Raw genomic sequence first — 18,064 nt, 5'->3', positions numbered from 1 at the left:
AGCCGCAGGGGCTGGTTTGGGATCTGTGTGCTGTTTTTTCGCTGTGTGCTGACGCCGTTATGGGCAGTCAGCGGTCTGCTAATCCGTGCTGCCCTTCGGATTGAAGCCGGGGTGGTTCCTGAGCGAACTCGGGCATTTCCAAACCACAGGTGTAGGCGAGCTTGTCCAGCAGTTCTTTTTGCTCGGTGTCATCCAGTGGCAGTTGCCCCGTCTGTGGGTCGATCAGTTCAAGTTGCCATGCCAACAGGGTGACGCAGTGTTCCAGCGTCTGCAGCGCATCATCGCTGAGGCGGACACCGGGACACGCAGCATTCAGCATGCTCCGCAACTGGCGCGCGAAATCGGCAGTGCAGGGGATCAGAGCGTTGTCGGCGGCTTCCGATAATTTGAACAGGGTACCCAGCAGGCACTCGACGGCGTCCTGGTCATTACTGATCATTTCCAGGTGCGCGAGGCATTCCTGACAGGTGCTCAGCAGTAACTGTGACTCATCAAAAAAATCGGGGTGGATCTGCTGCCACTCTTTGTCGTTCAGCATGGGGTATCTCCATGGGTCATGGATCGCTCCAGTGTAGTACCCGGTGCGTATTGCAGAACGTTAATGTGGAAGTGAAACGGAAGTCTGTAGGGCGCTTCCGAATGTTTCGAAAAAGAAGGGCGTTTGATCAATGTTGCGCCTGGACGCTGATGGCTTCGAACCGAGCTGAAATTCACAATTGCGGCGGGCACGAAAAAGCGTTCGCCGTATGCGGCAAATCGAGACGGCAATATTTTTCGGGATGCCGACAACGCAAACACGACTTTGACTCCATTCAATAATGAGAATGGTGTCACAATAATGGCTAACGCTTGGCGCGAAAATCAGGTTAGCCCTGAGGCGGGTCTAGGGGTTGCCCTTAGGTATAGAACGCACGGCCCATGCAGGCTGTTGTCGGCGGTGGTTACTGGTCGGAATGAGCGCAGGTCATTCGCCTATGAGTAAATCATGATGTTAAAGTGATATCAACGTTTGTTTTTAAACGTTCATTACTATTAAGGTCCCGCTGTTTTCAGCCGATAACAACTTCGCAGACTCACTGTGACCCACGCTTCAGGAGCAATAAATGGCTGGCATTCTCGACTCGGTAGATCAACGCACACAACTGGTGGGCGAGAACCGCCTTGAAATCCTCATGTTTCGCCTGGCGGGCCGACAGCTGTTTGCAATCAACGTGTTCAAGGTTCAGGAAGTTCTGCAACTGCCTAAACTGACGCTGATGCCGCAGCGTCATTCGTTTGTGTGCGGTGTGGTGAACCTGCGTGGCCAGACCCTGCCGGTCATCGACTTGTCCCAGGCCATTGGGATGAAGCCGCTGGTACCGGGGCCGAACAGCACTATTATCGTCACCGAGTACAACCGCTCGGTACAGGCTTTCCTGGTGGGTGGCGTTGATCGCATCGTCAACATGAACTGGGATGCAATCATGCCTCCGCCAGCCAGCGCAGGCCGTCAGCATTATCTGACGGCAATCAGCAAAGTTGACGATCAGTTGGTTGAAGTCATCGATGTTGAAAAAGTTCTTGCCGAGATCGTGCCGTACAACGCCAAAGTGTCCAGCGAGAAGCTCGAGGATCCTGTACTCGCCGGTGCAGTGGGTCGTGAAATCCTGTTGGTGGATGACTCCAAAGTCGCCCTTAGCCAATTGCGCGATACGTTGTCTCAGTTGGGTCTGAAGCTGCACGTGGCCAGTGATGGTCTCAAAGCGCTGAACATGCTCAAGACCTGGGCTGACAGCGGTGAGGTCATGACCGAGAAATTGTTGATGGTCTTTACCGACGCGGAAATGCCGGAGATGGACGGCTATCGCCTGACTACCGAAATCCGTAACGACCCACGTCTGCGTGAACTGTACGTGGTGCTGCATACCTCGCTGTCCGGCAGCTTCAACGAATCCATGGTGAAGAAAGTCGGCTGTGACAACTTCCTCTCCAAGTTCCAGCCGGACAAACTGGTCGACGTGGTCCGTGAACGTCTGATCATGGTTCAGGGCTGACCGAACCTCCAGGGCCGATGGGCCTGGGCAAGCGAGCCAGGCGCAGCGTTTGATCTGCGCCCTGGCTCGCATTGCCATGCCTGACACCGATCAAGTTCGTATAAGCTTGTGGCCTTCATGATTACGGCGATTCAAGCCGAACAAGGACCAGGCCATGATGCATCTCAGTGCGCTCTATCGTTTCCCCCTCAAATCCTGCAAGGCTGAAGTCTTGCAGCAGGCGTCGTTTGACGAGTTGGGGATGACCGGGGATCGACGCTGGATGTTGGTGGACGAGGCCAGTGGCCGGTTTCTCACTCAGCGTGCCTTGCCGCACATGTCGCAATTGTCAGTGCTATTGAGCGCCGACGGTGGCGTGACCCTTCAGGCGCCAGGCTTCGCGGCGCTGGATATCCCTGTCCCGCAAAATATCGAACAGTCTCTACGCGGCGTTACGGTGTGGCGTGACACGTTGCGTGTTCCGGATGCCGGTGACGAGGCCGCTCGTTGGGTCAGCGATTTTATTGGTAAACCGACCCGCATGGTGCATGTACCGGCTGACCGCGCGCGCATGTTGCCCGGCGGTCTTGGCGTGGACGATAAGCGGGTCGGGTTTGCCGACGGTTTCCCCTTGTTGCTGATCGGTCAGGCCTCTCTCGATGACCTTTCGGCGAAGATCGGCCGTCCTCAGGAGATGCTGCGTTTTCGGCCGAACCTGGTGGTGGAAGGGGCCGAAGCATTCGCCGAGGATGGCTGGAAGCGCATTCGTATCGGTGACATCGAGTTTCGCCTGCTCAAGGGATGCACGCGCTGCATCCTGACCACTATCGATCCCGCCACTGGCGAACGCAATGCGGACCGCGAACCGCTGACGACCTTGAAGACTTATCGTGAACGTGAGGGCGACGTCTGGTTCGGGCAGAACATGGTCAACGACGGGCCGGGCATCATCGAAGTCGGCATGCCGGTGACAGTGTTGGAGTGAAGCCTCGACTCAGGTACTGTCCCTTTTTTCATGGTTTGCGGAGCCCTGCATGACAACCACAGTTTTGGTGCTGGTCGAGAGCGTTAATGAATATCTGCCCATTCTTGAAGACAGCGGCTACCGACTGATACTGGCACCGACCCCCGCAGCGCGTGCTGAAGCCATCGCCACCCGCAGCGACGAAATTACTGCGGTTTTGACCCGCGGACCGCTCGGGTTGTATGCCGAGGAGATCGCGGCGCTGCCGCATCTGCAGATCATTTGCGTGCTGGGCGCCGGGTATGAACACGTCGACCTCGCTGCCGCCCAGGCGCGGGGTATTACGGTCACTAATGGCGCAGGCGTGAACGCCCCCACAGTGGCCGATCATGCGATGTCGTTGTTGCTGTCTATCGTGCGTGATATTCCTCAAGCGGACGCTTCGGTGCGTCGCGGCGAGTGGCGCAAGGAGACGCGTCCTTCGTTAGAGGGCAAGCGTCTTGGCATTCTCGGGCTTGGCGCGGTTGGCCTGGCAATCGCCCGGCGAGCGGCGGGCTTTGGCGTCGTGGTGAGCTATCACAATCGCAAGCCCCGTACCGATGTGGACTACGACTACCGCGCAACGCCTCTTGAGTTGGCCAGCGCTTCGGACTTTCTCGTCATCGCCACACCGGGTGGTGGCGGGACTCAACACCTTATCGACAGTCAGGTCCTTGAAGCTCTGGGGCCGCAAGGGTTCGTGGTCAACATCGCACGGGCCAGTGTGATCGATACCGCTGCGCTGGTTGATGCCCTGCAGCAGCGGCGAATTGCCGGTGCGGCGCTGGATGTCTTTGACGATGAGCCGCGGGTTCCGGATGCACTGAAGGTCCTCGACAACGTGGTCCTGACCCCGCATGTAGGCGGCTTGTCGCCGGAAGCATCAGAAGCGACGGTGCAAATGGTGGCCGATAACTTGCTGGCGTTCTTTGCAGGCAAACCGGTGTTGACGCCAATACATGATTGACCGGAAAGCGTTGATGGGCTTCCTCAATCAATAAGCGCAGGTCGTATCATGAAGTAAGCATCATGACACGGCCTGGAGGCGCTGTTTACATGCGTTGAAGACAGCGTTATAGCGAGGCGAATTAACCGGCGACTCATCAATGCACATATGTTTCCAAAAACTGTCATTTATGACAGTTGTCCATTTGAATAGACGGTATTAGATTCAATACTTGTTAGTGTGCGATTAACAAGGAGAGTTGTGATGGCTACTACCATTAAAGAGTTGTCGTTCAGGGCCGCAGTTCGGCTATACCAAAAAAATAAAACCGCCTATTTTGACTTTTCCAGAATAACCTTAAGCTCGGGGTCGTCTGCCTATGTCCCTCTTTCAGACGAGCAGTTGCAATCAGGGGCTAAGGATGTTTATTTCCGAGGCACTGAAGAGCAAAAGTACCTGGCTGCTACAACAATGCCCCGAGGGGGCACCGCCGCAACTCCTCGTCAGCAGTTCTGGTTTATTTGTCGCCAGTTTGATGATGGGCATACTAGCTATCAGATAAAAGCCAAGCATGACATGTTCGTTGATTTCAAAGGTTTTTTTAATGATCTTGTCACTGAGAAACGAACACAATATAGTTCTCTGACCAGGAGCCTCCAGTCTCTTGATTATTATGTCGCTTCTTCCGGTAGTTCATCTGCCGAATGGAGCGTTCTATGCGGCGGACGCGCGCTAACATCCAGTATTTTAACCGCCGGTGTGCTGGATGACGTTTCAATCATTGCGCCCAATGGTAATACTGTCGGGATTAATAACTCGGAGGCATTTGATCAGCATTGGTGGGCGTATGTTTCTTGTTGCAAGCCCAAGGAGCCGCTTTTCATTGATCAGAAAGTCGTCGTTCCATTGACGCTGGATATTCTTGAAACCAATATTGGAGACCCTGTTGCCTGAACGTACTACCGCAATAGTTTTACACCGTCTGCGTGGGGAGCGGCTTAGCCGGGAAAAGGCCAGAAAACTCATTAAATTTTTGTCTGGTGACCTGCAGCTTTACCGATTAAAGCCGTGGCCACGGTTTAGATTGCCACGGGCGGTTCTCTCGAGCTGCATCTTCTTTCTCACTTACCTGCGCGAATTGCTTTTTTAAATCCTCTCAGCGGGCTATCGTCCTGTTTCATATGCAGAGGAGGATCGTCAGGATGCTCAGCCGTCTGTTGGGGCGCGTGTTGCGCGGGCGTGGTGCGACCGAGAACAAGCTGATCTGGAATCACAAGGCCGTGGCGTTTTCGCCGGTGGTCATTGACGTGCGCAGCCCGGCGTTCGCCTCCATGGCGCAGATTCCGCAGTCCCATGTCGGATCGGCCAAGGGCGGTAATCTTTCGCCGCCATTGGAGTGGCATGGGCTGCCAACCGGCACAAAGGAGCTGGTACTGATCGTTGAAGACGCCGATGCGCCGATACCCTTTGCGTTTGTCCATGCAATTGCCGTCGGTATTTCGCCGCAGCTCAACGGGCTACCTGTCGGGGCGTTAAGCACTGCGTCACGCGGCTTGCTGACCTTGGGGCGCAACACATTTGGCGGCGCGACCTATATCGGGCCGCAGCCTCTGATTGGCCATGGTCCGCATCGATACAGCTTTCAGTTACTGGCGCTGGATCGACAGCTGGATTTCGACAGTCCTCCCAATCGCAATCAGTTGCTCAAAGCCATAGACGGCTCAGTCATCGGTCGTGGGCGGCTGGACGGGATTCATGAGCGCGCCTGATGCCTTGCATGTGTCCGTCGTGGTTGTCGCTTCACACGGGGATGTGCCAGCCTTGGCCACTTGCCGTTCCTTGATTGACGTATTTGCGCAGGCACCTATATGAGCCAGAGTCCGACGACAGTCGCTGTGTTGCAGATTCCCGACAGCTTGCGCATTGCTCCGCGAGTGCTCTGCCATGCAACCAGTCTGCGCAAGGCGACCCGGCGTATTTCGCAGTTGTACGACTCGGTTCTGGCACCCTGCGGTCTGCGTTCGACACAGCGTTCGATCCTGATTCAGGTAGCACGCAATCAGTCACCGGCGGTGACTGAGTTGGCGGCGATTCTGGTCATTGATCGCTCGGCGCTGGCACAAAACCTCAAACCACTGGAGCGTGAGGGGCTGATCTCGGTAGAGGTCGACCCGCAGGACAAGCGCAGCCGCCGAGTGCGATTGACGCAGGCCGGCCTCGACAAGCTGCTGGAATCCCAGGTGCTGTGGGAACAGGCTCAACAATGCTTTGAAAAGTCGCTGGGTCGGCAGCAGGCCTGTGAACTGCGCGAGCTGCTGGCCAAAGTCGCCGCGCTGGATTATGGCGACGATTGTTCAGCCTGAGTCATGATGTGGCAAAAACAAGACCTGTAGGAGCTGCCGAAGGCTGCGATAGCGGTCTGTCAGGATGAAATGCTTCGCAGCCTTCGGCAGCTCCTACAGAAAAAGCTCTTCCATTGGAGGGACACATTTTTAGCACTACGGACGCATCGGCGGTATGTACGCCAGGGTCGAGCCCAGAATCCACAGCAGGAACAACACCAGCGGTGTGTGCACCAACAATTGCACGAACGAGAAGCCGATCAAGTCCCGGGCCTTCAGACCCAGCACGCCCAGCAGTGGCAACATGTAGAACGGATTGATCAGGTTCGGCAGCGCTTCTGCAGCGTTGTAGATCTGTACGGCCCAACCCAGGTGATATTCGAGGTCATTGGCGACCTGCATTACATAGGGCGCTTCGATGATCCACTTGCCACCGCCCGACGGAATGAAGAAGCCCAGTACTGCCGAGTACACGCCCATCAGCAGCGCATAAGTATCATGGGAGGCGATGCTGGTGAAGAACGTCGAGATGTGATGCGCCAGGGTTTGCGCATCGGTGCCTTTGACGGTGGTCATCAGTGCCGCGATGGAGCCATACAGCGGGAACTGGATCAGCACGCCCGTGGTGGTCGGCACTGCTCGCGTCACTGCATCAAGAAAGCTGCGCGGACGCCAGTGCAGCAGCGCGCCGACCATGATGAACAGGAAGTTGTAAGTATTCAGGCCGGAAATCGCGGTGATCGCGGGCTTGGTGGAAAACTCGTTGAAGATCCAGCCGGACGCCAGCAGCACCATCAGAATGATCAGCAGCGGACTGTATTCCAGCCATTCGCCCGGGCGAGTGCGCGCAGGCAGCTCAGGCATGCTGAACGACGGATCGACGCCGCAGGCCTGGGCATCCTTGGCGCTGTTCGGGCCCGGCGCTGTGGCGTAAGCGACCACCAGAGAAACCACCACTAAAGCGGCGAGCAATACACCGGACTGCCAGAGGAAAATCGTTTCGGTGAACGGGATAACGCCAGTAATGGCGAGGATCGACGGCGGCAGGCTGCCTGGGTTGGCTTGCAACTGCGCGGCCGAGGATGAAAGCCCCAACGCCCACACGGCTCCCAGCCCCAGATAAGCCGCGGCACCTGCTGCACGATAGTCCATGCGCAGGTCGGTACGGCGGGCGAGGGCGCGGACCAGCAAACCACCGAATACCAGCGACAAGCCCCAGTTGAGCAGCGAGGCGACCATGGAAATCAGCGCAACCCACGCCACTGCCGAACGACCGTTTTTCGGGATGCGTGCCAGCCGGTCAATGAGCTTTACGGCCGGGGGCGAGCTGGCGACCACGTAACCGCCGATAACCACGAAGGCCATTTGCATGGTGAAGGGAATCAAGCTCCAGAACCCGTCACCGAAGGCTTTTGCGGCGTCTGCAGGCTTGGCGCCCATGGCCAGGGTCGCCACCGTGACGATAACCACTGCCAGTGCAGCGAACACCCATGAATCGGGAAACCAGCGTTCCGCCCATTTGGCGCAACGCAGGGCAAAGCGGGCTGAGCGGCTATCTTCGATATTGGCGGCCACAGGGGTTGTCCTCTTGTATTTATTATTGGGGGTTGAATCTTTATTGCACACCCACTGCAGGAGCTGCCGAAGGCTGCGATGCGGTGTGTCAGTCACTCCGCGATCGCAGCCTTCGGCAGCTCCTGCAAGGGTCTATTTCTGCCAATCAGAAACTCATCTCGACCACATCATCCGGCACGATCAGCTTACCGGCGGTCTTGGCGATGATCTCTTCAACGCTGACTCCAGGTGCGCGCTCACGCAGGATGAAAGCGCCGTTTTCGATTTCCAGATACGCGAGGTCAGTCAGCACCTTGCGAATGCAGCCGGCGCCGGTCAGTGGCAGGCTGCAACGGGAGAGCAATTTGGATTCGCCGTCTTTGGAAGCATGGGTCATGGTGACGATGATGTTGTCGGCACCGGCCACCAGGTCCATGGCACCGCCCATGCCTTTGACCAGTTTGCCGGGGATCATCCATGACGCGATATTGCCTTCCACGTCGACTTCAAAAGCACCCAACACGGTGAGGTCCACATGGCCGCCACGGATCATTGCAAAGGACTGCGAGGAGTCGAAAATCGATGCGCCGACGCGGGCGGTCACGGTTTGCTTGCCCGCGTTGATCATGTCGGCATCGATGGTTTCTTCGGTGGGAAATTCGCCCATGCCCAACAGGCCGTTTTCCGACTGGAGCATCACGTCGATGTCATTCGGGACATAGTTGGCCACCAGTGTCGGAATGCCGATCCCGAGGTTCACGTAGTAGCCATCTTTGAGTTCGCGTGCAACGCGTAGAGCCATTTGTTCGCGGGACAGTGCCATGGTCTGAAGTCTCTTTGTTGTTTTTGTGCCGCTTCCTGTTCAAGGAAGCACCCGGAAACCGAGATTCCCGTCAGGCTTTTTTGACGGTGCGCTGTTCGATACGCTTTTCGAAGGTGCCGAGGATGACCCGGTCAACATAGATGCCAGGCGTATGGATCTGCGAAGGCAACAACACGCCGGGTTCAACAATTTCTTCGACTTCGACCACCGTGATCTTGCCCGCCGTGGCCACCACCGGGTTGAAGTTCTGTGCGGTATGACGATAGATCACATTGCCGAAGTGGTCGGCTTTCCAGCCTTTAACGATGGCGAAGTCGCCAGTAATGGCTTCTTCGAGGATGACGTTACGGCCATTGAATTGACGTGTTTCCTTGCCTTCGGCCACCGGCGTGCCGTAGCCGGTAGCGGTGTAGAAGGCTGGAATACCGGCACCGCCTGCGCGCATTTTTTCCGCGAGTGTGCCTTGGGGAGTGAGTTCGACTTCCAGTTCGCCGCTGAGCAACTGACGTTCAAACAGGACGTTCTCACCGACGTAGGAGGAGACCATCTTACGAATCTGGCGGTCTTCGAGCAGGATACCCAGGCCAAAGCCATCGACGCCGCAGTTGTTGGAAACAACAGTCAGTCCCTTGACGCCCATGCGTTTGATTTCGGCAATAAGGTTTTCGGGTATGCCACACAGGCCGAAGCCACCGCATAGCACCGTCATGTTGTCGGTCAGCCCGGCAAGGGCCTCCTGATAAGTCGCAACTCGCTTGTCGAGTCCAGCCATGATGATCCGCCTTTTATAGTTGTTACCAACAGTCGGCCTGTCGGAGGAGCGTTGCGCCATCTTCTCTCGGGCGCAGTGATTTGTTAATTTTGTTTTTCTGATGGATTAATAAAGAAAACAAATATATGAACGTGAAGCAGCTGCGGGCATTTCTAGCTGTAGCACAGCACTTGAGCTTTGCTCAGGCCGGTGAGCGCCTGCATTTGTCGCAGCCTGCGCTGAGCTTGACCATCAAGAGTCTGGAAGACGATCTGGGCGGTCAGTTGCTCAGTCGCACCACGCGCACCGTCAGCCTCACCCCCGAGGGTGAAACCCTGCTGCCACTGGCTCGGCAACTGCTGGCTGACTGGGACAACGCTGAAGAACTGCTGCGCCAGCGCTTCACCTTGCAGCTGGGCAAAGTGTCGGTGGCTGCCATGCCGTCGTTTGCCGGTAACCTGTTGCCCGGCGCGCTCAAGGTATTCCGAAGTCGTTATCCACGAGTAAATGTCGCGGTTCACGACCTGATCAACGAAGAAGTGCTGGAGATGGTTCGCCATCGACGGGTTGAGCTGGGTATTGGTTTCGAACCGGAGTCCAGTAATTCACTGGTGTTTACGCCTTTGTATACCGATCGATTTGTGGCCGTGGTGCCGCTGGATTCGCCGTTGGCGCAACGTGATGAAGTGACGTGGCAAGAGTTGCTACAAGAGGATTTCATTGCTTTGCAGCGCCCATCGGCCGTGCGTTTGTTGCTGGAGCATCATCTGCAAGCGCATCACGGCAAGTTGTCCGTTGCGTTCGAAAGCCACCAGTTGTCGACCATTGGCCGAATGGTTGCCAGCGGTCTGGGCGTCAGTGCCGTGCCTTCGTTGTGTATTCAGCAGATGCATGAGCTGGGCGCGCATTGCATTGCGCTGGTAGGGCCGACGATTGAACGCCCGATTGGTCTGATGATGCTCGCCGATCACAAGTTATCGGCCGCTGCTCAGGCATTGCGCGAGGTGTTGATCGAGTATGCGCGATCTCAGGTGCCGGGGTTGCCGAGCGTCTAGATCAAGGGCTTGCCGCAAGAGAGGCGGCGAAACTGTCACAAACTTCACATTTGCGCGTCGGCTGTTCCGGTATCGTGTTGGGTAATTACAACTAAATGTTTCTGCTGGCTCGCGGCTGCAGAAATCAACGATAAGGAAGAGCGCCTTGGATGTATCTTCTGCTGCCTGGCTGGTGCACGACACTCGCCTGATTATCTGCTGCCTGATCGCGATTGCCACAATCATTGTCTTGATCAGCGCCACAAAACTCCCGCCTTTTCTCTCTATTCTGATCGGCACGTTCATCGCAGGAATCGGTGCCGGCCTGCCTGCTGAAGAAGTCGCCAAGGCTTTTAGCAAGGGCGCGGGCGGGATTCTGGGGGAGGCCGGGTTGATTATCGCACTGGGTGCGATGCTTGGTGCTTTGATGGCTGAGTCAGGGGCCGCCGACCGAATCGCTACTACATTGCTGGGATTTGGCAAGGGCCGGTCGTTGCCCTGGGTGATGGCGCTGGTGGCCATGGTCATCGGCCTGCCGCTGTTTTTCGAAGTCGGTCTGGTGCTGATGGTGCCAATCATCTTTGTCATGGCCCGGCGTTCCGACCAGCCTTTACTGAAAATCGCGATTCCGGCCCTCGCAGGCATGACCACTTTGCACGCGTTGATGCCACCGCATCCAGGGCCATCGATTGCGGTCAGTGCGCTGCATGCCGATCTTGGGCTGACCATGCTGCTGGGATTGTGCATTGCCGTTCCGGCCGTGATTCTTGCCGGTCCGCTTTACGGCAACTGGTTGTCCAGGCGCATGGACATCAAGGAACCGGCTGAGCTGGGCGAGCTGTTTTCGGCCAGGCCTGACGTCACACGCCAACCGGGATTTGGCATTTCGCTGCTGATTATTCTTCTGCCGGTGATCCTGATGCTGGGCAGCACGCTGGCCAAGGTCCTGATGGACCCGCATAGCTCGCTGGCGCTGACCCTGAAGTTCCTTGGCGAACCGTTGGTAGCGTTAAGTATTGCGGTAATAGCAGCGGTCATTTGCCTGGGCTGGGCCAATGGGCTGACTCGCGAGCATGTGAACGGTACGCTGCGCAAAAGTCTGGCCCCGATTGCGGTCCTGCTGCTGACCATCGGCGCAGGCGGCGGTCTCAAGCAGACCTTGCTGGATGCCGGTGTGAGCCAGACCATCAGCAAGGTCGCAGAGGGCGCGCATATCCCGTATCTGCTGCTGGCCTGGCTGATTGCCGTGGCCTTACGTCAGGCCACCGGATCGGCGACCGTTGCGACGACCACTACGGCGGGGATTCTTGCGCCGATGATGGCGGGGCTGGCCGCTACGCAAAGTTCATTGGTTGCCCTGGCGATCGGTGCGGGTTCGGTGTTCTTCTGCCACGTCAACGACGCGGGATTCTGGATGGTCCGCGAGTACTTCGGCCTTCAACTGAAACAGACGATCTGGGTCTGGTCGGTGCTGCAGACCATCGTGTCGGTGGTGGGGCTGGTGCTGCCGAAGGCTGCGATTGGCGGTGTATCAGAACGAATGCTTTCGCAGCCTTCTGCAGCTCCTGCAGGCATACACTCTGTTCAGGAATTCAATCGTTGCCAGAGGCTGAGGTAACCCCATGCCAGATCGCGAAATCATTGTTCCATCTTCCATGCGCAATATCGTTGAGCGTGCCGGATACGTTCCTGCGGTGAAGGTTCAAGGCACGCTTTACTGTGCGGGCCAGATTGGCCGCACGCCGGAACTTGAGGTCATTAACGACCCTGAGCAGCAGTTCATTGCCTGCTGGGAGAACCTGCGCACTGTGCTTGCCGAAGGCGGTTGCAGCTTTGAGGACGTCGTGGAGATGACCACTTATCACGTGTCGATGAGCGAGCATATGGCCGTTTTTCGTGACGTCAAAGAGCGTCTGTTTCCTCGCGGGTTATGTGCCTGGACGGCCATTGGCGTATCTGAACTGGCTGTTCCGGGGCTGCTGCTCGAGATCAAGTGCATCGCGGTTCAGCGCGGCTGAGCCCCATCAGCTCAGGACCAATCATCCAATAAACCGAACTCGTGAGAGGCTCTCGTTTCCAAATCGGGTCATTCATTAAAAGACCTTGCGAGGAACATCATGAGTACAAACCCTGTAGACAGCCAGGCCGCCCAGACTCCGGGACCCAATCCCAACCCGAGTGAGTCGGATGGCAGGTCCACTTCCGACAATGATGTGCGTGAGGCCGATATCAATGAAGTCGAGCCCGATGATCCCGATGTAGCGGGGGATGACGCTTCTGATAAGCCAAGCTGACGCGTCGTGGCGAGCAAAGTCATCACGTCCCATGACCTGGCGATTGACTTGAAGAGCGGTGGTGAAGTGGCCCTGTTCAAATGGTTTGTCGCCAGTTTCCTGATGGGCAAGCGCATTCAGGCTGACATCGCGGCACAAGCTTATCGGGTGATTGACGAGCAGCATGGTTGTGATTCGCCGCGCAAACTGGCCAATCAGTTCCATCGACAGTTGGTCGCGATGCTTGGTGAGGCGCACTACGTGCGTTATGACGAGACTACGGCGACACGTTTGACGGCACTGAGCAAAAAGCTTATCGGGGAATATGCCGGAAAGATGGGCGAAATTCATGCCCTCAGTGGCAGCCGCGCCGGATTCGAAAAACGCTTGGGTGAGTTCGACGGGGTAGGGCCAAAGACCGTCGAAATATTCATGCGCGAAGCGGGTGAGGTGTTGTATTGATTCAGGTCGGCTGCGCTGGCTGGAGCCTGCCTCGCGAGCACTGGTCCGAATTTGGCGCAGAGGGCACGCACTTGCAGCGCTACGCCACATCGCTATCTGCGGTCGAGATCAACAGCTCTTTTTACCGTCCGCACCTGCCGCAAACCTGGCAGCGCTGGGGTGAAAGCGTGCCTGCTGACTTTCGGTTTTCAGTGAAAATGCCCAAATCCATTACCCACGAGCATCTTCTTCAGGGCTGTGAGCATCTGCTTGATCAGTTCCTGACTCAGTGCCTGCATTTGAAAGAGAAACTGGGTTGTATTCTCGTGCAATTGCCGCCCTCGCTGACTTATGACCCGACAACCGCAACGTCCTTCTTCGAGGCGTTGCGCAAGGCTTATGAAGGCAACCTAGTGATAGAGCCGCGCCATGCGAGTTGGCAGGATGCCGGATTGTTGCTCCGGGATTTTCATGTCGGGCAAGTCGCGGCAGACCCTTCACCCATTGCCGGTGCAGATGCACCGGGAGGCTGGCCGGGTGTTCAGTATTGGCGACTCCACGGTTCGCCACGTATTTATCACAGCGCCTATGAGCCGGCCTGTTTGCACAAACTGGCGGTGAAATTAAAGGCCGCTGCCGACGCTGGCATAGAAACCTGGTGCATCTTCGACAACACCGCCAGCGGGCACGCCGTTCACGATGCGTTACTGCTGCGCAAATTGCTGGCTTGAGCTGGCGGCTGTTCTTTCAACGTGGTGCTTTGCGGCGTTGCTGCATTCTCAGGGGCACCACTGGATTTGAGTAATGCCTGAATCGCCTGGCTGTATGCCTGTCGGCCCACCCGCATGCTGTTGTTATGCGTACCTCCTGGCACCAGCAATAGCTTTTTCGGTTCCTGAGCGGCGGCAAACAACTCCTCGCTGAAGCGCGGCGGTACATAGCGGTCGTCCATGCCGTGCACGATTAACACGGGCATGTGGATGTCGGCGATCTTGTCGACGGAGTCGAATTTCTGTGACAGCAACCAGCGCACGGGCAGTGAGGTGTAGTCAGTGGCTACTGCGGTAGCGACGTCGGCGAGGGTCGTGAAGGTCGATTCGATGATCAGCCCGCGCGCCTGCGCCGGTTGCGCGCCGTCCTGTGTATCGCGACCGAGTTCGGCAGCCAGATCCACCGCCACTGCGCCGCCTAGAGAATGGCCGTAAATCAGGCGACGACTGGCGTCCGGTTGCAGCAGCTTGAGGCGCTCCCAGGCGATGCGTGCATCTTCGTAGACGGTGCTTTCTGACGGCAGCGGCCCACGACTTTCGCCAAAACCACGGTAGTCGATGGCCAGCACCGAAAAACCCAAGGCGTGCAGCTCTTCTATGCGAAACAGTTGGCCGGTCAGGTTCCAGCGTGATCCGTGCAAATAAAGGACAGCAGGGGCATCCTTGCGATTGGCAGGCCACCACCAGCCGTGAATGCTCTGTGACAGGCCGAATTGCGGAGCTTTGAGTTCCAGCTCCTGCACATTGGCCGGTAGTCCGCTGTACCAGCTGGCGGTGCCGGGTTCAATGCGGAACACTAATTCGCGTTCGGTGTGTTGCAGGACCGAGCAGCCCACGGGCAGACCAATGATGAACATCAGCATGCAGGTCCAGGTAAGCCAGCGCGCCCGGATACGAGCCAGAGAAAACATGGCCATGGATTACTTCCCCCGACTTTTCAAGCGAAAGGCTGACTGTAACGACGTTGTCATGATACCGATTGATTGATCGGTTACAGGATATTGCAGGTGCATCCGGTCAGATTTCATGGGCGAAAGTGATCAGCGATCAGGCCGATCATTACTTCGCAGGCAGCGCTGGGGACTCCGGGAGCCTTGACCAGTTGCAGTTCATGGAGCGGAAGCGGCGGAACGCCGTCATCCAGACCGAGGACTCGCATCTGAGTACTGACCCGTCCTCGGTCAATAATGCCGATTGCCATCCCGGCGCAAATAGTCGTCTCCAGAGCACTGGAGCTGGCCGACATCACCACCGTGCGCCAGGCTCTGCCTATTTCATTCAGGGCATCGACAGCAACGCTGCGATACGGGCAACCTTCGCCATGCAGGGCCAGCGGCACCGGTTTGTCAGGCGCCAGTTGATAGCCCGGCGAGGCCACCCAGACGGGTTCGGTGGTGCCAAAGGTGTGCAAGGGTCGATCAGCGCCAAGGGTATCGGCTGGCACCACCAGCAAAGCCAGATCCAGTTGGCCGCGCTGCAATTGCTCATTGAGCCGACCGCTCGAGGCGGTTTCGACTTCCAGTTCTATCTGTGGATAGCTGCTGGTCAATGGTCCTAGCGTGCTATGCAACAGAGTCGCTGCATATTCCTCGGAAATCCCCAGCCGCACCCGACCGCTGATGGTCGGCGTAGCGAAACCGGCCAGCAGCCGATCATGCACCTGCAGCAGCTCGGCGCTTTGCAAGGCGAAGCGACGGCCCAGAGAAGTCAGAGTGACGTTCTGGTTGTCACGCTCGAGCAAACGGCCACCGGCAATTTCCTCCAGACGTCGGATATGCAGGCTCACCGCTGACGGGCTGCGATTGAGAAAAGTCGCAGCGGCGAGGAATTGCTCGAAGCGCACCACCGCTTGAAAGGTACGCAGAAGATCAATATCCAGCGTGGTTTGCATGATTTATAAATCCTGCATCAGTAATGCTGATCATTTCGTTTGATTGAATTACTCGCTTATTCTTAACATCAAGCTCATTCAAGGCAATAGGGGATGCGCGATGAATGGGCAGACGGCCGAAACTGTTGATGCGACGAGCCCGCCACCAGCGTTGCCGGTTTCCGGGTCCAGGTGGGTAAGCGGTGTGCTGTTAGGCGCTATGGTGCTGAGCTGGAGTTCGGGCTTCATCGGTTATCGCTATGCCTCGGAACACAGTGGGGTGATGCTGGTGACTTTTTGGCGCTTCGTGCTGGCAGCGCTGTTGCTCTTTCCGTGGGTGTCAGGCTCGCTGCGGCATCTGAGTTGGGGCATTGTCCGACAGCAGATGTTGGTAGGGCTTTTGGCAATTGCCGGTTTCATTGCTGCGATCGCCTTGTCTATCGAACTGGGCGTAGCGCCCGGCACCAGTTCGTTGATCGCCAACCTGTTGCCGTTAGGCATTGTGCTGTCTGCCGGTTTCATTCCCGGTCAGCGTACGCGCGGATGGCAGTGGTTTGGTGTGGCGCTGTGCATCGCGGGGATGCTGGTTGCCAGTGCTGCGAGTATTGAAATTTCCGACGCGCCAATTTGGGCTTATGGGTTGCCCGCGCTGGCGGTCATTTCGCTGACCGCCGCGACGATATATCAGAAGAAGTCCGCACCCGTTAGCGTGCCAGCAATGACTTCGCTATTTATCCAGATTTGCGCTGCCTTGCCCGTATTCGCTGTGCTTTCGATGCTGGAAGGCAGCACTGCGCCGGTGCTGTCCGCCGGCTTTGGCGCCGCCGTCTTATGGTTGGTGGTCTGCTCAACGCTGGGTGGTTACGGCTTCTATTGGCTGTGCTTGCAACGATTCAATGTTCAAAGCGTCAGCGGCGCGTTGTTTCTGACGCCTCCGGCGACGATGATCTGGGCCTATGTGCAATTTGGTGATCCATTGAGTGGCGGCGCGATGGTCGGTGTGGCCCTTACCTTGGTCGGGCTGCCATTTCTGCGTAAACGCTGAATGACGCGCATGAAAAAGCCGCCTGCCCGTGAGGGGAGGCGGCCTGGACCCGATCCGTTACATCAGGATCGCAATCAGGATGATGACCGGGATTGGAACACCGAGTAACCACAGCAGGATGGAAGGCATAGTCGTTCTCCTTGGCTTAAAGAGCCGTTGTTGTAGTGGTGGTGTATGGACGTTCTTCGAGGTAAGTCACCGCATCGCGACGACGACCGCCATAAATGGCAGCGAAGCTGGCGAAGAAGGCACCGCACAGCAGCGAAACGAAGGTCCACAGAGCAGTCATCGCGGCTACTTTCGCAGCGGTATCAGCAGCTTCTTTAGCTGCAACTTTGGCGTCTTCCAGTGCTTTACGCGCCTGACCATAAACCTGATCGACGCGACGCTCGGCATCTGCCTGGCTGAGGTTGGTACGCTGGGCAATCATCTGTGCCAGGTAAGTACGATCCTCAGGACTCATTTGGCCGTCGTTACTCAGCGTGCGGGTGAAGATGCGCAATACGACGCCGTGGGCAGCGTCATCACTGACAGCAGCGGGACGATCATCACGGAACAGGCTATCGATGTAGTAGCCGTAGTCCTGGCTGCTGGCGTTGCTATTGCTCGCCGCGCTGCCTGCGACTTGAGTCACTGCACCTGCAGCACCTGAAGCTACACTCGCGCCAGCCTGAACGCCGCCGCCAACAATGCTGCTCACCGAACTGGCGATCAATGTTGCGGTGACCAGCGTCGCGACAGCCCATGACAGGAACCCATGGGCGGTGTCTCGGAAATACACTTCATCGCCATGCAGGTTTGCCCACTTCACGCGAAGTCGACCAGCTATATAGCCACCCAGACCGGAAGCGATGATCTGGGTAAATGCCAGCCAGACAACCGTTGAGATGCCCAACCCTTTGGCGCTGATGCCTTCGTTGGCCCACGGCGACACCGCCGAGAAACCCAAGCCGAAGCCCAGCAGGATGAGAATGAGAGAAAGCGCAGCGGCACCGGCGGCACCAGCAAAGATTGCCCCCCAGGAAACACCTGAGTGACTGGATGAATCTTGCGCGGCAGAGTGGAAAGCGTCAGGGGATGAAATCATTATTTTTCTGCTCCGTGAAGGATTTTGTTACAGCGTCCCTTAAAGTGTTGCAGTGGTTATGCCAATAAGCGTTGTTAATTAAATTTCATATAATTCAACGGGTTGAGTTATTT

Annotated in this window: 19 protein-coding genes and 1 pseudogene; 13 read left to right on the top strand and 7 right to left on the bottom strand. The window is 57.0% G+C overall.

Annotated elements, in window-relative coordinates:
• Nucleotides 1–67: 67 nt before the first annotated feature.
• Entirely contained in the window at nt 68–538 is a 471-nt protein-coding gene (locus tag AUC60_RS05805; RefSeq protein ID WP_238599519.1) for a hypothetical protein, read from the bottom strand.
• Nucleotides 539–1,103: 565 nt separating this feature from the next.
• Between AUC60_RS05805 and AUC60_RS05800 the strand changes: the two genes are divergently transcribed.
• The 6 genes from AUC60_RS05800 to AUC60_RS05775 all read left to right on the top strand — a co-directional run bounded on the left by AUC60_RS05800 (nt 1,104) and on the right by AUC60_RS05775 (nt 6,324).
• Nucleotides 1,104–2,033, top strand: a complete 930-nt coding sequence (locus tag AUC60_RS05800; RefSeq protein ID WP_087265138.1) for a chemotaxis protein CheV — start codon at nt 1,104–1,106, stop codon at nt 2,031–2,033.
• Nucleotides 2,034–2,187: 154 nt separating this feature from the next.
• The gene (locus AUC60_RS05795) at nt 2,188–2,997 is read left to right on the top strand and encodes an MOSC domain-containing protein (RefSeq protein WP_087265137.1); all 810 of its coding nucleotides are present in this window, start codon (nt 2,188–2,190) and stop codon (nt 2,995–2,997) included.
• Between the two features lie 49 nt (nt 2,998–3,046).
• Nucleotides 3,047–3,982, top strand: coding sequence for a 2-hydroxyacid dehydrogenase (locus tag AUC60_RS05790; RefSeq protein ID WP_087265136.1), 936 nt, complete (start codon nt 3,047–3,049; stop codon nt 3,980–3,982).
• Between the two features lie 243 nt (nt 3,983–4,225).
• A complete protein-coding gene (locus AUC60_RS05785; protein WP_087265135.1) occupies nt 4,226–4,915 on the top strand; it encodes a hypothetical protein in 690 nt (229 codons plus the stop codon).
• Nucleotides 4,916–5,163: 248 nt separating this feature from the next.
• Nucleotides 5,164–5,730 carry a YbhB/YbcL family Raf kinase inhibitor-like protein gene (locus AUC60_RS05780; protein WP_087265134.1) on the top strand — a complete coding sequence of 189 codons (567 nt, stop codon included), beginning with the start codon at nt 5,164–5,166 and terminating at the stop codon, nt 5,728–5,730.
• Nucleotides 5,731–5,829: 99 nt separating this feature from the next.
• A complete protein-coding gene (locus tag AUC60_RS05775) occupies nt 5,830–6,324 on the top strand; it encodes a MarR family winged helix-turn-helix transcriptional regulator (protein ID WP_087265133.1) in 495 nt (164 codons plus the stop codon).
• 135 nt (nt 6,325–6,459) lie between these two features.
• On the opposite strand, the gene AUC60_RS05770 is transcribed toward AUC60_RS05775, so the two are convergent.
• The 3 genes from AUC60_RS05770 to AUC60_RS05760 all read right to left on the bottom strand — a co-directional run bounded on the left by AUC60_RS05770 (nt 6,460) and on the right by AUC60_RS05760 (nt 9,452).
• Nucleotides 6,460–7,878 (bottom strand): short-chain fatty acid transporter, encoded by a 1,419-nt coding sequence (locus tag AUC60_RS05770; RefSeq protein ID WP_087265132.1) that lies wholly within the window; start codon nt 7,876–7,878, stop codon nt 6,460–6,462.
• 145 nt (nt 7,879–8,023) lie between these two features.
• Nucleotides 8,024–8,680 (bottom strand): CoA transferase subunit B, encoded by a 657-nt coding sequence (locus AUC60_RS05765; RefSeq protein WP_087265131.1) that lies wholly within the window; start codon nt 8,678–8,680, stop codon nt 8,024–8,026.
• 70 nt (nt 8,681–8,750) lie between these two features.
• Nucleotides 8,751–9,452, bottom strand: coding sequence for a CoA transferase subunit A (locus AUC60_RS05760; protein ID WP_087265130.1), 702 nt, complete (start codon nt 9,450–9,452; stop codon nt 8,751–8,753).
• A gap of 125 nt (nt 9,453–9,577) precedes the next feature.
• On the opposite strand from AUC60_RS05760, the gene AUC60_RS05755 reads away from it, so the two are divergent.
• From AUC60_RS05755 to AUC60_RS05735, 6 genes and pseudogenes are all read left to right on the top strand, one after another.
• Nucleotides 9,578–10,486 carry a LysR family transcriptional regulator gene (locus AUC60_RS05755; RefSeq protein WP_087265129.1) on the top strand — a complete coding sequence of 303 codons (909 nt, stop codon included), beginning with the start codon at nt 9,578–9,580 and terminating at the stop codon, nt 10,484–10,486.
• A gap of 145 nt (nt 10,487–10,631) precedes the next feature.
• Nucleotides 10,632–11,969: pseudogene (locus tag AUC60_RS05750) on the top strand (GntT/GntP/DsdX family permease); the annotation flags it as partial.
• A gap of 118 nt (nt 11,970–12,087) precedes the next feature.
• Nucleotides 12,088–12,483 carry a RidA family protein gene (locus tag AUC60_RS05745; protein ID WP_087265128.1) on the top strand — a complete coding sequence of 132 codons (396 nt, stop codon included), beginning with the start codon at nt 12,088–12,090 and terminating at the stop codon, nt 12,481–12,483.
• A 99-nt stretch (nt 12,484–12,582) separates the two neighbouring features.
• Nucleotides 12,583–12,759: a hypothetical protein gene (locus tag AUC60_RS27820; RefSeq protein WP_158099101.1), complete on the top strand. Its 177-nt coding sequence runs from the start codon at nt 12,583–12,585 to the stop codon at nt 12,757–12,759.
• Between the two features lie 6 nt (nt 12,760–12,765).
• Nucleotides 12,766–13,200 (top strand): DNA methylase, encoded by a 435-nt coding sequence (locus AUC60_RS05740; RefSeq protein ID WP_167384316.1) that lies wholly within the window; start codon nt 12,766–12,768, stop codon nt 13,198–13,200.
• The gene (locus tag AUC60_RS05735; RefSeq protein ID WP_087265283.1) at nt 13,200–13,910 is read left to right on the top strand and encodes a DUF72 domain-containing protein; all 711 of its coding nucleotides are present in this window, start codon (nt 13,200–13,202) and stop codon (nt 13,908–13,910) included. The genes AUC60_RS05740 and AUC60_RS05735 overlap by 1 nt, the downstream gene beginning before the upstream one ends.
• On the opposite strand, the gene AUC60_RS05730 is transcribed toward AUC60_RS05735, so the two are convergent.
• Nucleotides 13,874–14,866, bottom strand: a complete 993-nt coding sequence (locus AUC60_RS05730) for an alpha/beta hydrolase (RefSeq protein ID WP_158099100.1) — start codon at nt 14,864–14,866, stop codon at nt 13,874–13,876. The two genes, AUC60_RS05735 and AUC60_RS05730, sit on opposite strands and share 37 nt — an antisense overlap.
• A 107-nt stretch (nt 14,867–14,973) precedes the next feature.
• A complete protein-coding gene (locus AUC60_RS05725; RefSeq protein WP_087265126.1) occupies nt 14,974–15,840 on the bottom strand; it encodes a LysR substrate-binding domain-containing protein in 867 nt (288 codons plus the stop codon).
• A 100-nt stretch (nt 15,841–15,940) separates the two neighbouring features.
• Here AUC60_RS05725 and AUC60_RS05720 point away from each other — a divergent pair, with 100 nt between their 5' ends.
• Entirely contained in the window at nt 15,941–16,864 is a 924-nt protein-coding gene (locus AUC60_RS05720; protein ID WP_087265125.1) for a DMT family transporter, read from the top strand.
• 145 nt (nt 16,865–17,009) lie between these two features.
• On the opposite strand, the gene AUC60_RS05715 is transcribed toward AUC60_RS05720, so the two are convergent.
• Nucleotides 17,010–17,951 carry a hypothetical protein gene (locus AUC60_RS05715; RefSeq protein WP_087265124.1) on the bottom strand — a complete coding sequence of 314 codons (942 nt, stop codon included), beginning with the start codon at nt 17,949–17,951 and terminating at the stop codon, nt 17,010–17,012.
• Between the last annotated feature and the right edge of the window lie 113 nt (nt 17,952–18,064).

The organism is Pseudomonas caspiana, assembly GCF_002158995.1.
Classification (GTDB): domain Bacteria; phylum Pseudomonadota; class Gammaproteobacteria; order Pseudomonadales; family Pseudomonadaceae; genus Aquipseudomonas; species Aquipseudomonas caspiana.
The sequence above is the reverse complement of the archived record's forward strand: the minus strand, read 5'-3'. Positions and strand labels throughout refer to the sequence as shown.